At 43.5% G+C, this 14252-nt stretch carries 14 protein-coding genes; all 14 read left to right on the top strand.

What is annotated here, in order from left to right:
* The first annotated feature begins 10 nt into the window (after window positions 1-10).
* The 14 genes from D6855_RS13445 to ilvC all read left to right on the top strand — a co-directional run bounded on the left by D6855_RS13445 (window position 11) and on the right by ilvC (window position 14092).
* Complete coding sequence (locus D6855_RS13445; RefSeq protein ID WP_120741959.1) at window positions 11-694, top strand: F0F1 ATP synthase subunit A; 684 nt, start codon at window positions 11-13, stop codon at window positions 692-694.
* Window positions 695-721: 27 nt separating this feature from the next.
* Window positions 722-940, top strand: coding sequence for an ATP synthase F0 subunit C (gene atpE / locus D6855_RS13440; protein ID WP_120741957.1), 219 nt, complete (start codon window positions 722-724; stop codon window positions 938-940).
* 26 nt (window positions 941-966) lie between these two features.
* A complete protein-coding gene (locus D6855_RS13435; RefSeq protein WP_158589539.1) occupies window positions 967-1461 on the top strand; it encodes an ATP synthase F0 subunit B in 495 nt (164 codons plus the stop codon).
* Window positions 1454-3208 carry a F0F1 ATP synthase subunit alpha gene (gene atpA / locus D6855_RS13430; RefSeq protein WP_243111941.1) on the top strand — a complete coding sequence of 585 codons (1755 nt, stop codon included), beginning with the start codon at window positions 1454-1456 and terminating at the stop codon, window positions 3206-3208. Before D6855_RS13435 ends, atpA begins: the two co-directional genes overlap by 8 nt.
* A gap of 2 nt (window positions 3209-3210) precedes the next feature.
* Window positions 3211-4134 carry an ATP synthase F1 subunit gamma gene (gene atpG, locus D6855_RS13425; RefSeq protein WP_120741951.1) on the top strand — a complete coding sequence of 308 codons (924 nt, stop codon included), beginning with the start codon at window positions 3211-3213 and terminating at the stop codon, window positions 4132-4134.
* Window positions 4135-4138: 4 nt separating this feature from the next.
* Entirely contained in the window at window positions 4139-5530 is a 1392-nt protein-coding gene (atpD, locus tag D6855_RS13420) for a F0F1 ATP synthase subunit beta (protein ID WP_120741949.1), read from the top strand.
* Window position 5531: 1 nt separating this feature from the next.
* Window positions 5532-5960, top strand: a complete 429-nt coding sequence (atpC, locus tag D6855_RS13415) for an ATP synthase F1 subunit epsilon (RefSeq protein ID WP_120741947.1) — start codon at window positions 5532-5534, stop codon at window positions 5958-5960.
* Window positions 5961-5987: 27 nt separating this feature from the next.
* A complete protein-coding gene (locus D6855_RS13410) occupies window positions 5988-6521 on the top strand; it encodes a hypothetical protein (protein WP_120741944.1) in 534 nt (177 codons plus the stop codon).
* A 32-nt stretch (window positions 6522-6553) separates the two neighbouring features.
* On the top strand, window positions 6554-7603 hold the full coding sequence (locus D6855_RS13405) for an acyltransferase family protein (protein WP_158589538.1): 1050 nt from the start codon (window positions 6554-6556) through the stop codon (window positions 7601-7603).
* Window positions 7600-10062, top strand: a complete 2463-nt coding sequence (locus tag D6855_RS13400) for a homocysteine S-methyltransferase family protein (RefSeq protein WP_120741940.1) — start codon at window positions 7600-7602, stop codon at window positions 10060-10062. Before D6855_RS13405 ends, D6855_RS13400 begins: the two co-directional genes overlap by 4 nt.
* Window positions 10063-10090: 28 nt before the next feature.
* A complete protein-coding gene (ilvB, locus tag D6855_RS13395; RefSeq protein ID WP_120741938.1) occupies window positions 10091-11725 on the top strand; it encodes a biosynthetic-type acetolactate synthase large subunit in 1635 nt (544 codons plus the stop codon).
* Window positions 11726-11746: 21 nt separating this feature from the next.
* Window positions 11747-12229 (top strand): acetolactate synthase small subunit, encoded by a 483-nt coding sequence (gene ilvN / locus D6855_RS13390; RefSeq protein ID WP_120741936.1) that lies wholly within the window; start codon window positions 11747-11749, stop codon window positions 12227-12229.
* A 284-nt stretch (window positions 12230-12513) separates the two neighbouring features.
* Window positions 12514-13029 (top strand): acetolactate synthase small subunit, encoded by a 516-nt coding sequence (gene ilvN, locus D6855_RS13385; protein WP_120741934.1) that lies wholly within the window; start codon window positions 12514-12516, stop codon window positions 13027-13029.
* A gap of 34 nt (window positions 13030-13063) precedes the next feature.
* Window positions 13064-14092 carry a ketol-acid reductoisomerase gene (gene ilvC, locus D6855_RS13380; RefSeq protein WP_120741932.1) on the top strand — a complete coding sequence of 343 codons (1029 nt, stop codon included), beginning with the start codon at window positions 13064-13066 and terminating at the stop codon, window positions 14090-14092.
* Window positions 14093-14252 lie beyond the last annotated feature (160 nt).

The following is a 14252-nucleotide window of genomic DNA, read 5'->3' as shown; positions in this document are numbered from 1 at the left end:
GGATAGCGATATGAAAGAATTACTTACCGAGCTTTTAATGGAGGACAAAACCCTTATCCATGTGCCATTTGGTAATGGCTTCTTTGACATCTGCAATTCTGTTGTAGTTACATGGATATTTATGGCTATCATTATCGCCGTTATTCTTTTTCTTACCCATGACCTGAAAGTTCATAACATTTCCAAACGCCAGGCTGCTCTTGAATCTGCTGTTATGTTCCTTAGAGGCGCAGTTTCCGGAATGCTTGGAGAGGAGGCAGCGGGATACACTGACTATATTGTCACAGTGCTGTTCTTTATTGGCCTGTCCAATATGGTTGGACTTTTTGGATTTACGCCGCCAACCATGGACCTTAATGTGACCATAGCTCTTTCAGTTATGAGTATTATCCTGGTTGAGAGCGCTGGTTTTCTCAGGAAAGGTCCTAAGGGCTACATCAAACATTTTGCGGAGCCTATGGCAGTAGTAGCTCCCATGAACGTACTTGAGCTGGTCATCAGACCACTTTCACTGTGCATGCGACTATTTGGTAATATCCTTGGAGCTACAGTTATCATGGAGCTTATCAAGCATGTTGTACCGGTGGTTTTACCAGCAGCACTTTCGCTTTACTTTGATCTTTTTGACGGTGCCATTCAGGCGTATGTATTTTGCTTTTTGACATCGCTTTATATAAAAGAGGCTGTGGAATAATAACACATTTTAAGGAGGTTTTTACTTATGAGTTTAACAGCACTTGGAGCAGCTATCGCTGCATTCACAGGAATCGGAGCAGGTATCGGTATCAGTATTGCTACAGCTAAGGCTACAGATGCAGTTGCAAGACAGCCAGAGGCAGACGGCAAGATCATGAAGCTCCTTCTTCTTGGTTGTGCCCTTGCAGAGGCTACAGCAATTTACGGTTTCGTTATTGCTATTATGATCATTCTTTTCTCATAAAGACTTAGGGTAAAAAGGGGTTAATCGTGTTAAACATAAGCGTAGTTAATATTGTATGTACAATACTTAATCTTCTTATTCTTTACTTTGTCTTCAAAAAGTTCCTTTTTGGAAGGCTTGATGAGATCCTTAAAGCCCGCCAGGAGGAAATTGACCAGGCTACAGCAGCTGCAGACAAGGCAATAGAAGAGGCCAAGGCCAGCAAAAAGGAATATGAAGAGAAGATTTCTTTTGCAGAAGAAGAAAAAGAACAGATCCTTGCTGATATCAAGAAGCAGGGCTATGTAGAGTACGAAAAAATAGTTGATGACGCCAAGAAAAAGGGCGAGCAGATCATCACAGAAGCCAAGCACAATGCAGAGGTTGAGGCTTACAGGAGCAGAGATAAATTTGCTGCAGATATCAAGGATATGGTAATCGATGCAGCGTCCAAGATTGCAGCAACCAAGCACAGCTCTGAGGATGACAGCAACCTTTACGACAAATTTATTGACGAGGCGGTATCTGGTAAGAATGGATAAGAATCTTAAAGCTCTTTTGCGCTATGCTGCTACAGCTCCAACAGCGGATCAGCTTGAAAAGATAAGAAAGATTCTTGCTGATAAGCTGGGCACGGAAAATATTGAAATCGAGAGCGTTCTGGATGATTCGATCCAGGGCGGCTTTATTGTGTCCTGTGGTAACTTCGAGTACGACTGGAGTGATCTTGGAAGAGCAAAACAGCTTCGCTCAGAGCTCAATGAACTTCATACAAAACATCAGGACATGGACGCTGGCAAGATCATCTCCATGTTAAAAGAGACAGTTCAGGACTTTGAACTCTCTACCCAGGACAAAGAAGTTGGAACTGTTATCTGGGTCGGCGATGGTATTGCCAATATAGAGGGTATTGATCATGCTTTCTATGGTGAGATTCTGGAGTTTGAGGATGGAACCAAGGGCATGGTTCAGGATATCAGAGATGATCATATAGGCTGTATCCTGTTTGGTAACGATTCAGGTATCAGACAGGGAACCAGGGCTGTCAGGACCTACAAGGAAGCTGGTATTCCTGTAGGAGATGCTTTTATTGGACGAGTTATTGATGCGCTTGGAGCTCCCCTTGATGGACAGGGCGAGATCAAGGCCACTGCATTTAGTCCGGTCGAGAGACCTGCACCAGGAATCATAGAGAGACAGTCTGTTAATGAGCCTATGGAGACAGGTATTCTGTCTATTGATACCATGTTCCCTATTGGCCGCGGACAAAGAGAGCTTATTATCGGCGACAGGCAGACAGGTAAGACTTCAATTGCCCTTGATACTATCATCAATCAGAGGGGCAAGGGAGTTATATGCATCTATGTTGCTATTGGACAGAAGGCTTCAACTGTAGCCAAGCTCTATCAGACACTTAAAAAGAACAGAGCAATGAAGTACACCATCATCGTTAGCTCTACTGCATCGGACATGGCTCCGCTTCAGTATATTGCCCCATATTCAGGAACCGCTCTTGGTGAGTATTTCATGAGACAGGGCAAGGACGTACTCATTGTTTATGATGATCTTAGTAAACACGCTGTAGCTTACAGAGCTCTTTCACTTCTTCTTGAGAGGAGCCCTGGACGTGAGGCTTATCCGGGTGATGTATTCTACCTTCACTCAAGACTTTTAGAGAGATCAAGTAAGCTCTCATCAGAACTTGGTGGAGGCTCAATGACAGCACTTCCTATCATTGAGACCCAGGCTGGAGATGTTTCAGCATACATTCCAACCAACGTTATCTCTATTACTGATGGACAGATATTCCTTGAAAGTGACCTGTTCTTTGAGGGTATGAGACCTGCTGTTAACGTTGGTCTTTCAGTATCCCGTGTAGGATCTGCTGCTCAGACCAAGGCCATGAAGAAGGCTGCGGGCTCTATAAGAGTTGATCTTGCCCAGTACAGGGAGATGGCAGTATTTACCCAGTTCTCATCAGATCTTGATGAGACCACCAAGAGTCAGCTCAATCACGGAAGCATTCTCATGGAGCTGCTTAAGCAGCCTCTTGAGCATCCGCTTGCAATGCACCAGCAGGTAATCATTCTTGTTGTTGTGGGTGCTGGCAGAATGGATAAGGTTCCTGTTAAGAACGTCAGGGAATATAAAGAGAGACTTCTTAAGTTCTTTGATACAGAGCACAGCGATCTGTGTGAAGAGCTGGAAAAGAGCGGAGAACTTCCAGATCAGCTTAAAAAGAGGATTCTGGATCTTGCTGATGAGTTCAATGAAGCAAAAGGATACTAATTTTGGCTAATATAAAAGAAATCAGAGACAGAATTGAAAGTGTTGGGGACACCATGAAGATCACCAACGCCATGTATCTGATATCATCGACCAAGCTTAGAAAAGCAAGGAAGATGCTTACGGATACAGAGCCATTCTTTTTCTCCACAAAGGCCATGATCGAGAGGGTTGTATCCCACCTTCCGGAGGGCACCAAGAATATCTTTTTGGAGACCAGAAAAGATATTCCTGAGAGGGAGAGAAAGAGGGGCTATATCATCTTTACGGATGATAAGGGTCTTGCTGGTGCTTACAATCACAATGTGCTTAAGATCGCTGAGGAGCATATCCACTCAGATGGCGATCATTGGAAGCTCTTTGTCATTGGAGAGCTTGGAAGATATCATTTTACTTCCAGGAATATGGCCATTGAGGAGTCATTTATGTTTACTTCTCAAAACCCAACCCTCCACAGAGCCAGAAAGATCGCAGCTGAGATCTTAGAGTATTACTATGATCGCAAGATAGATGAGTTTTATGTGGTTTATACAACAATGAGAGGCGCTACCTGCGAAGCCAGGTTTGAAAAGCTCCTTCCTCTGGACTTCATCGAAGAGATAAGACAGGAAGCTCCGCCTCCGGGCATCATGCTTGAGGAGTTTTTGATGGAGCCAAGTCCTTCAGCTATTTTAGATAACATAGTTCCAAACTATGTAACTGGATTCATTTATGGAGCACTGGTTGAGGCCTTCTGCAGCGTTCAGAATTCCAGAATGCAGGCCATGGACAACGCCAACAAGAATGCTGAGAAGATGATAGCAGAGCTTAAAAAGAGCTATAACAGACAAAGGCAGGCTCAGATAACTCAGGAGATCACTGAGGTTGTCAGTGGCGCCAAGGCTCTTAAACGCAGCAAAGAAGCCAAGCTAAAAAAGACAAGAGGATAGCAAATTGGAAAATGGCAAGATATTGCAGGTCATGGGACCTGTTGTAGATGTAAAATTTGAAGATGGCGATCTTCCATATATCAACGATGCCTTAGAGGTTTACCCAAGAGGACATAAGCGTGTCATGGAAGTGGCACAGCACATAGGAGATGATACAGTAAGATGTATCATGCTTTCCCACTCTGAGGGACTTGCTAAGGACATGGAGGTTATCAGATCCGGAGGACCAATAAGTGTACCTGTTGGCCCTGAGGTTCTTGGAAGACTCTTTAATGTTTTGGGAGATCCTATCGACCAGAAGGGCGAAGTTACCACCAAGGAAAAATGGGAGATCCACAGAGATTCACCAAGCCTTGTAGATCAGAGCCCTGTTGTTGAGGTATTAGAGACCGGTATCAAGGTTATAGATCTTCTTGCTCCTTATGCAAAGGGCGGTAAGATCGGTCTGTTTGGAGGAGCCGGTGTAGGTAAGACAGTCCTTATACAGGAGCTTATCCAGAACATCGCCACTGAGCACGGTGGATATTCTATATTTACCGGAGTTGGTGAAAGATCAAGAGAGGGTAATGACCTTTATACTGAGATGTCAGAGTCTGGTGTTATCGACAAGACTGCCCTTGTGTTTGGTCAGATGAATGAACCACCTGGAGCCAGAATGAGAGTTGCTGAGTCTGGACTTACCATGGCTGAGTACTTCAGAGACGTTGAGCATCAGGATGTGTTATTATTCATAGATAATATCTTCAGATTTGTCCAGGCTGGTTCTGAGGTTTCTTCTCTTCTTGGAAGAATGCCTTCAGCCGTAGGTTATCAGCCCACACTAGCTACTGACCTTGGTATGCTTCAGGAGAGGATCACATCCACAAGATACGGTTCTGTAACCAGCGTACAGGCTGTCTATGTTCCTGCGGATGACCTTACAGATCCTGCGCCAGCTACAACATTTGCGCACCTGGATGCTACGACAGTTCTTTCCCGTAAGATTGTTGAACAGGGAATTTATCCCGCTGTTGACCCGCTTGAATCTTCAAGCCGTATCCTGGAAGAGGATATTGTTGGTAAGGATCACTACCAGACAGCCATGAGGGTTCAGGAAATCCTTCAGAAGTACAAAGAGCTTCAGGACATCATCGCTATCCTTGGTATGGAGGAACTTTCAGACGAGGATAAGATGACAGTTCACAGAGCCCGTAAGATACAGAGATTCCTTTCACAGCCTTTCCATGTGGCTGAGCAGTTTACTGGTATTCCAGGTAAGTTTGTTCCTCTTACAGAGACAGTTAAGGGATTTAAGGCTATAGTTAATGGTGAGATGGACCATTATCCTGAGGCTGCATTCTTTAATGTTGGAACCATTGAAGAAGTTATTGAAAAGGCTAAGCAGATAGAGGCTTAATATGAGCGAAGTTCTGGGTAGGACCTTTCACCTGCAGGTGATTTCAGTAAATGGAATATTTTATGACGATGAGGCCATAGAGATAATAGTTCCCTGTGATGACGGGGAACTTGCTATTCTTGCGGGGCACGAAGAGATGATCCTGGCCATCTACGAGGGTATCATCAAGATCAAGAATCCAAAAGGGGATTGGATCATTGGCGTTGTCAGCATTGGCTCTGTACAGGTAACTGTTGATAACAGATGCATTGTGCTGGTTAATACGGTTGAGAGACCGGAGGACATTGACAAGCGAAGGGCTCAGGAAGCCTACGAGTTTGCAATGGAACATCTGATGCAGAAGCAGTCTATCAAGGAGTTCAAGAAGTCCCAGGCTGGCCTTGCAAGAGCTCTTACAAGACTTAAGGCTGCATCAAAATATCAAGATTAAAAGAAAAGTTGGTGGAGAAATTTGTTTTTGAAGAAGAATGTAAAAAGAATAATTAATGTAATTTTTGTAACAGCTCTTTTTGCTGTAGCTGTAACTGGCTGTGGCAAGAAAGCAGACCCTAAGCTTGAAGCTTACAAAGAGAGTATGACAAGTTTCTATGAGAAGCTTGCAGAGTATGACAGCTCGATCAATTCTATAAATGCAGAATCTGATACGGCAGGAGATGAGCTGCTTGTGGTTCTGGACGAGATGAACACAACCTACAGGGATATGGCAGCAATTGAGATCCCTGATGAGTTTTCTGGAATTTCAGACATCGCGGTAGAGGCTGCAGACTATATGGAAAAGGCCAATGAGTTTTATCATCAGGCCTACGATGGGGATTTTGACAGTGACAGCGAGATGCTGGCTTCCCAGTACTACCAGAGAGCCAATGACAGAGTAATGATCATGCTCCAGGTTCTTCACGGACAGGTTCCTGAGGGTGAAGGTATCACGGTAGAGACTGAGAGTACTTATGAAATATCAACTATTGAGGATGAAAGCACTGATGGAGAGTGATCAGTGCTTCATCTTTTATGAGGAGTTCTAGTTTGGAAAAAGTATCTGAAAATCGATTCATTTACGCCATTAAGTTTATAGCCTGCATCTTTATTGTGACTACCCACGCCAGGTTTGATGGTCCTCTTTGGAATATAGTATTTGCCATCGACCACTGCTGCGTGCCATTTTTCCTTGCTGTTTCAGGAAGATTTCTTTTATATAACAGAGGAATGGGTAACGTTACTGATATTGTAGAGATCAGGAAGCGCACTGGAAAGAGTCTTATAAGGCTGCTTAAGATCACTGGCGAAGTATATCTTGTTTATCTTATATTCTCATTTTGTTTTCACATGTCCAAGGGATATACAGTCCTTGAATGGCTTCAGATGAAGTATAATCTCCATGAAGCCAGCGTATTTTTTGTATTCAATTCAGGCAGATTTATCTATGACGGTTCCTATGTTTACGACCATCTCTGGTATCTGTTTGTAATGATATATGTCTATATTCTGATATATATCTTTGCGCCGGTCCTTCGGAAATGGTACAAGGGCCTTGTAGTGATCCTTTTGGGACTTCTGTTTATCGGAGAATGGTTCCAGATCTACTATCCAATAAGACCCTTTGGCATCAATATTTCCACATGGTATGTCCTTCGAAACTGGCTGTTTGTGGGAATTCCCTTTGTGCTCATTGGCATATTGTTTAATGACTATGTCTATAAGCGCGGAGATATCAGCAACATGAAGGGTCCGGCCATTATCATGACTGTGGTTGGAATCATATCAAGTTATGTTGAGCTTCTGATATTTGGTGGAGATACTTATATCTATTTTGGATCAGTGATCACTGCTGTGGGACTTCTCTTTTTATCCGAATGCAGCTCTTATAAAGGCTGGGTTTTATATACTCTGGGCAAAAGAGCTTCTTCAAATATCTACTTTTATCACGTACTCATTATTGCGATCCTGGACATTGCGGCGCAGAATGGTTTAATATCATGGTCAGTCATGACATATAAACCTCTTCTTGTGATGTTTATATGCTTTGTGTTATTTTGTATTAAACCAATCGTTGATTATAGAAAGAGGTATCAGTGAACAGACAGGAGTTTTTGGAGTTTTGTAAAAATAGAATAGTTTTCCTGGATGGAGCTACAGGTTCAAATCTTATGAAGGCTGGAATGCCTGCAGGCGTATGCCCTGAGAAGTGGATACTTGAGCACAGACAGGTGATGATAGATCTTCAGAGAGCTTATGTGGAAGCTGGCTCTGATATCGTTTATGCGCCAACATTTACAGGAAACAGGATCAAGCTTTCAGATTATGGGCTTTCGGATGAGATAGTAAGTGTCAACACACAGTTAGTAGAACTGTCCAAAGAGGCGACAGGCGGAAAAGCGTTAGTTGCTGGTGATATTACCATGACTGGTCGTCAGCTTAAGCCTATCGGAGACCTTGATTTTGAGGAGCTTATAGATGTTTACAAGGAGCAGATCAGGATCCTCGTGGATGCTGGATGTGACATTCTTGTAGTTGAGACCATGATGAGTCTTCAGGAGTGCAGAGCAGCACTTATCGCTGCCAAGGAAGTATGTGACATAGCAGTTATAGTAACACTTACCTTTGAACCTGATGGAAGAACTCTTTTTGGATCAGACCCTGAATCCAGTGCAATTACTATGGAGGCACTTGGAGCTGCTGCCATCGGAGCGAACTGCTCAACAGGCCCTGACAGAATGGAAGACATAATCAGGAAGATGGCTTCTGTTACAAGTATTCCTGTTATTGCCAAGCCAAATGCTGGACTTCCCAGCGTGGATGAGGACGGCAACACCGGATATGATATGGATGAGGAGCTCTTTACCAAGGAGATGAAGCGACTTATCGACAAAGGAGCTACCATCATTGGCGGATGCTGCGGAACGACTCCTTTGTTTATTAAAAGAATACATGAGACCTACTCATCAGTTGATCCTTCCAGCATAAGAGACCCGGAGGGCAATCCTATTCCAAGAAAGATGGTAGGAAGAAGATATCTTTCTTCTGAGAGAAGGGCCCTTTCCTTTGATATGGATGACCTGTTCATGATCGTTGGTGAGAGGATCAATCCAACCGGTAAAAAGAAACTTCAGGCTCAGCTTCGTGAAGGAAGCCTTGACCTGGTTACAGAATATGCTGAGAGTCAGGAAAAAGAGGGAGCTTCTATTCTTGATATTAACGTTGGTATGAGCGGTATCGATGAAAAAGAGATGATGCTAACTGTACTTAACGAAGTTGGCACCATAACAAGTCTCCCTCTTTGTATCGATACTTCAAGCGCTGAGGTAATGGAAGCTGCTCTTAGAATATATCCTGGAAGAGCTTTAATGAATTCTATTTCTCTTGAGAAGGGAAAAGCTGAGAAGTTCCTTCCTCTTGCCAAAAAGTACGGAGCGATGTTCGTTCTTTTGCCTCTTAGTAAAGAGGGACTCCCAAAGGATCAGGAAGAGAAGATAAGCAATATAAATGAGCTCTATGATCTGGCTGTAAAGGCGGGACTTGGTAAAGAAGATATCGTGGTGGATGGTCTTGTTGCCACTGTGGGAGCTGACCCCAAGGCGGCCATCAACACTTTAGATACCATAAGCTACTGCTACGAAAACGGCTTTGCGACAATCTGCGGTCTTTCCAATATCTCTTTTGGCCTTCCAGAGAGAATGAATGTTAATACTGCATTTCTCACCATGGCTATTTCAAAGGGACTTACCATGGCAATCGCCAATCCGTCTCAGGAGATGCTGGTAAATGCTGCGTTTGCGTCGGATCTTCTCAAGAACAAAGAAGGTGCTGACGGCAGATATATAGAGAGAATGGCAAGGTATGCTGACGATACATTAAAATCGCCACAGCCAAAAGACAGTAATATTGCGCCTTCTACAGGTGACGATTTCCTTGCTATAATAAAACAGGACGTTTTAAAGGGATCCAAGAGGTCCATAGAAAAAGATACTTCAAAAGCAATAGAAAATGGTATCGAGCCCAAGGCTATTTTGGACGAAGCTCTTATGCCTGCAATCAACGAGGTAGGAGAACTATTTGACAAGGGCAAATACTTCCTTCCTCAGCTTATTTCAGGTGCTGAGGCCATGAAGCTTTCAATAGCGATCCTTGAGCCGCTTCTTCAAAAGGACAAGGATGATTCAGAAGTCCTTCCTACAGTCGTCATAGCAACCGTTCATGGAGATATCCATGATATTGGTAAAAACCTGGTAGCACTTATGCTTAAAAACTATGGTTTTAATGTGATCGACCTTGGAAAAGATGTACCTAAGGAAGAGATAGTTAAAGCTGCCAAGGAAAACGATGCCAAGGTTATAGCTCTTTCAGCCCTTATGACAACCACTATGAAGGAGATGAAAAACGTGGTGGAGTATGCAAGAAGTCAGGGCATCACAGCCAAGATAATCATTGGCGGAGCTGTCGTCACCCCGGATTTTGCTACAGAGATCGGTGCTGATGGATATTCTGCAGATGCTGCAGAAGCAGTCAGAGTAGTTAAGAAGCTTCTTTTTGAATAACATAGAATAAACCTATGGAGGATAAGATATGATCGGAGCAGAGGCCATTGTAAAATGCCTTGAAAAGGAAAATACAGAGGTTATCTTTGGATATTCCGGAGTTGCCATTGACCCTTTCTGGAACAGTATTCTTTCAACCAAGATCAAGACTGTTCTTATAAGAACTGAGCAGAATGCAGCGCACTGCGCAAGCGGTTATGCCAGGATCAGCGGCAAGGTGGGAGTCTGCGCCGTCACATCCGGCCCTGGTGCCACTAATCTTATCACTGGCATTGCTACAGCTTATGCTGATTCTATCCCTATGATCGCCATAACAGGCCAGGTCAATTCTGATATGATCGGATCAGATGTGTTCCAGGAAGCGGATATCACAGGAGCTGTGGAGTCCTTTGTTAAGTACAGTTACCTGATCAGGGATGTAAATGATATCCCCAGGGTGTTTAAGGAGGCTTTCTTTATTGCCAACAGTGGTAGAAAAGGACCTGTTCTTATTGATATTCCTTATGATATCCAACTTGCTGAGATGACGGCCAAGTTCGCTTATCCTGAGACTATATCAATGAGATCCTATAAGCCTACAGTTAAGGGCAATATCGTACAGATCAAGAAAGTCATCAAAGAGGTCGAAAAGGCAAAGAGACCTATTATCTGCGTGGGTGGTGGTGTTCACTTAAGCGGAGCCACAAAAGAGCTCGTAAAGTTTGCTGAGCTCAATGACGTTCCAGTTGTATCAACCATGATGGGAATTGGCGTTATGCCATCTGAGCATCCTCTGTACTTTGGCATGGTGGGCAACAATGGTCAGCCTTATGCCAACAGGGCCATGAATGAATCAGATCTTCTGCTTATGGTGGGAGCAAGAGTGGCTGACAGAGCTGTGAACAGACCTGATCTTATAACTGAGAACAAGGTTATGGTACACATAGATGTTGACCCGGCAGAGATTGGTAAGAACGTAGGACCAACAATTCCTCTTGTTGGAGATATCAAGCACATCTTCAATGATTTCCTCGAACAGGACGATCATGCTGATGACCACAAGGAATGGGTGGACCTTCTTAAGCAGTATAAAGAAGAAATGGGTTCTGAGCGTGAACCGGACTATTCAATCGAGGCATATGTTGAGCCTAAGGACTTTCTCTCAAGATTGTCTCTTGCCATGAAGGACGACGCTGTATATGTGGCTGATGTAGGACAGAATCAGATCTGGTCCTGCGCTTATCACATTGTAAAGAACGGACGATTCCTTACATCCGGCGGAATGGGAACCATGGGTTATTCAATTCCTGCAGCCATGGGAGCAAAACTTGCTGATCACAGCAAGCAGGTTGTGGCTGTTATTGGTGACGGAGCATTCCAGATGAGCATGATGGAGCTTGCAACCATGAGACAGTACAGGATCCCTGTTAAGATAGTTGTTCTTAAGAACGGATTCCTTGGAATGGTAAGAGAGCATCAGCACTACGCTTATAATGATGCATATTCAATGGTAGAGCTTAAGGGTGACCCAGATCTTTCACTTATAGCTGCGGCTTATGATATGGAATATGTAAAGGTTGACGGAAACAGTAATCTTGATGGAGAACTTGAAGCTTTCCTTAAGGATGACAACGCAGCTCTTATGGAAGTAAGAGTTGATCCGATGGAACTTACAAAATACTGATAACAGATAAAGGGAATGAATATGAAGAGAATATATTCAGTACTAGTAGAGAACAGAGCTGGTGTACTTTCCAAGGTAGCAGGTCTTTTCTCAAGAAGGAATTTTAATATCGACTCTCTAGTTGTTGGTGAAACAGCTGACAGGGCTGTGTCCTGCATGACTATCGTCTCAACAGGAGATGAGAGGACCATTGAGCAGATTGAAAAGCAGCTCAATAAAAAGATCGATGTCATCAAGGTTAAGACTTTTAAGGAGAGCATGTCCATAAACAGAGAGCTCATGCTTATTAAGGTTAAATACAACAAGGAAAACCGAAGGGATATCATGGAGAACTGCCAGATCATGAATGCCCAGATCGTAGATATGAGTAAGAATCTTATGATCATCCAGATCTGTGATACCTCCGAGAGGATCGAGCTCTTTATTGAGATGCTTAAGAGCGTCAGCATAGTTGAGATTGCAAGGACTGGAACCGTGGCACTTACCAAGTGCAACGAAAACTAAGCTTTTGATTTACTGATCTTTATCCTGCCTGGCAGATTGAAATATTTGCTGGCAGGATATTATTTTGAAAGGGTACTTTAGTACGGTAAAATGATTGCGGTTTAAAGTTTAAAAGAAATTTTGGTTGACACAAACCTTAAAAGGAGTATAATTTGACTTAATTGATTCAAAAACGGTCGAATTTCAACCAAAATCCTATGAAAAATCGAAGATATTTAGGATACAAACATCACACTTTAAAGTGCTAAAGGTGCTAGATAATATCTGAGATTGAGAGGAGATTTATGAGCACAAAAGTTAAGAAAAAAGTCTTTCAGCTTTTGGTTGATAACAACCCTGGTGTTCTTTCAAGAATTTCAGGTTTGTTCTCAAGACGAGGCTACAACATCGAGAGTATTACAGCCGGTGTTACAGCTGATCCAAGGTTTACCAGGATCACAATCGTTGCATCAGGAGATGATGTGATACTTGACCAGATTGAGAAGCAAGTGCGTAAGCTTGTAGATGTAAGAGATATTCATGAGCTTCTTCCAGATGACTCGGTCTACAGAGAGCTTGCCATGGTCAAGGTAAGAGCTGAGGCAGATAAGAGGCAGAGCATTCTTGCTACAGCCAATATCTTTAGAGGCAACATCGTTGATGTAAGCCCGGATTCGCTTATTATCGAGATCACTGGTAGCCAGTCAAAAGTAGATGCTTTCTTAAAGCTTCTTGAAGGCTATGAGATCTTAGAGCTTGCGAGAACCGGAATTGCTGGTCTTGGCAGAGGTACCGACAAGGTTATTTACCTTGATGAATAAGGAAAAATAGAAAGAATAAATGGAGGATATTAACATGTCACAGGATGCAAGAATTTTTTATCAGGAAGATTGTAACTTATCATTACTTGAGGGCAAGACAATTGCCATCATCGGTTATGGTTCACAGGGCCATGCTCATGCACTTAACCTTAAGGATTCAGGATGCAACGTAATCATCGGTCTTTACGAGGGTTCAAAGAGCAAAGCTAAGGCTGAGTCTCAGGGACTTAAGGTTTACAATACAGCAGAGGCTGCTAAGATGGCTGATATCATCATGATCCTTATCAACGATGAGAAGCAGGCTAAGATGTACAGAGAAGACATCGAGCCAAACCTTCAGCCAGGTAACATGCTTATGTTCGCACACGGCTTCAACGTACACTTTGGACTTATCAAGGCTCCTAAGGATGTTGACGTAGCTATGATCGCTCCTAAGGCTCCTGGACACACAGTACGTTCTGAGTACCAGGCTGGTAAGGGAACACCTTGTCTTGTAGCTGTTGAGCAGGATGCTACAGGTAAGGCTCTTGATCTTGCACTTGCTTATGGCGCTGGTATCGGCGGAGCAAGAGCTGGTCTTCTTGAGACAACATTCAGAACAGAGACAGAGACAGACCTCTTTGGTGAGCAGGCAGTTCTTTGCGGTGGTGTTTGCGCACTTATGCAGGCTGGTTTCGATACACTTGTTGAGGCTGGTTACGATCCAAGAAACGCATACTTCGAGTGCGTACACGAGATGAAGCTCATCGTAGACCTTATCTATCAGTCAGGTTTTGCTGGAATGAGATACTCAATCTCCAACACAGCTGAGTACGGTGACTACGTAACAGGTCCTAAGCTCATCACAGATGAGACCAAGAAGACAATGAAGAAGATCCTTGCAGACATCCAGGATGGAACATTCGCAAAAGAGTTCCTTCTCGACATGTCAGAGGCTGGCGGACAGGTACACTTCCAGGCAATGCGTAAGCTTCACGCTGAGCACCCATCAGAGAAGATTGGCGCCGAGATCCGCAAACTCTACAGCTGGAACAACGAATCCGATAAGCTTATCAACAACTGATAATCTACTTTTTGAATTATTACGGGACTGAAAGATAGTATATTTTCTTGGGACACTCTCGTTCCTTTCGCCTGGCAGCGGTACTAAGCTCGGTAATACCTCGCTAAGTACCGGCCGGCTCAAAGGCCCTGCGAAGAATATACTATTCTTTCAGTCCCGT

Origin of the sequence: Butyrivibrio sp. CB08 (assembly GCF_003625485.1) — a bacterium.
Classification (GTDB): domain Bacteria; phylum Bacillota; class Clostridia; order Lachnospirales; family Lachnospiraceae; genus Butyrivibrio.
The sequence above is the reverse complement of the archived record's forward strand: the minus strand, read 5'-3'. Positions and strand labels throughout refer to the sequence as shown.

Coding starts and splice junctions, on each gene's coding strand:
- D6855_RS13445 (WP_120741959.1), top strand. CDS start 11: ATGAAAGAATTACTTACCGAGCTTTTAATGGAGGACAAAACCCTTATC.
- atpE (WP_120741957.1), top strand. CDS start 722: ATGAGTTTAACAGCACTTGGAGCAGCTATCGCTGCATTCACAGGAATC.
- atpA (WP_243111941.1), top strand. CDS start 1,454: ATGGATAAGAATCTTAAAGCTCTTTTGCGCTATGCTGCTACAGCTCCA.
- atpC (WP_120741947.1), top strand. CDS start 5,532: ATGAGCGAAGTTCTGGGTAGGACCTTTCACCTGCAGGTGATTTCAGTA.
- ilvB (WP_120741938.1), top strand. CDS start 10,091: ATGATCGGAGCAGAGGCCATTGTAAAATGCCTTGAAAAGGAAAATACA.
- ilvN (WP_120741936.1), top strand. CDS start 11,747: ATGAAGAGAATATATTCAGTACTAGTAGAGAACAGAGCTGGTGTACTT.
- ilvN (WP_120741934.1), top strand. CDS start 12,514: ATGAGCACAAAAGTTAAGAAAAAAGTCTTTCAGCTTTTGGTTGATAAC.
- ilvC (WP_120741932.1), top strand. CDS start 13,064: ATGTCACAGGATGCAAGAATTTTTTATCAGGAAGATTGTAACTTATCA.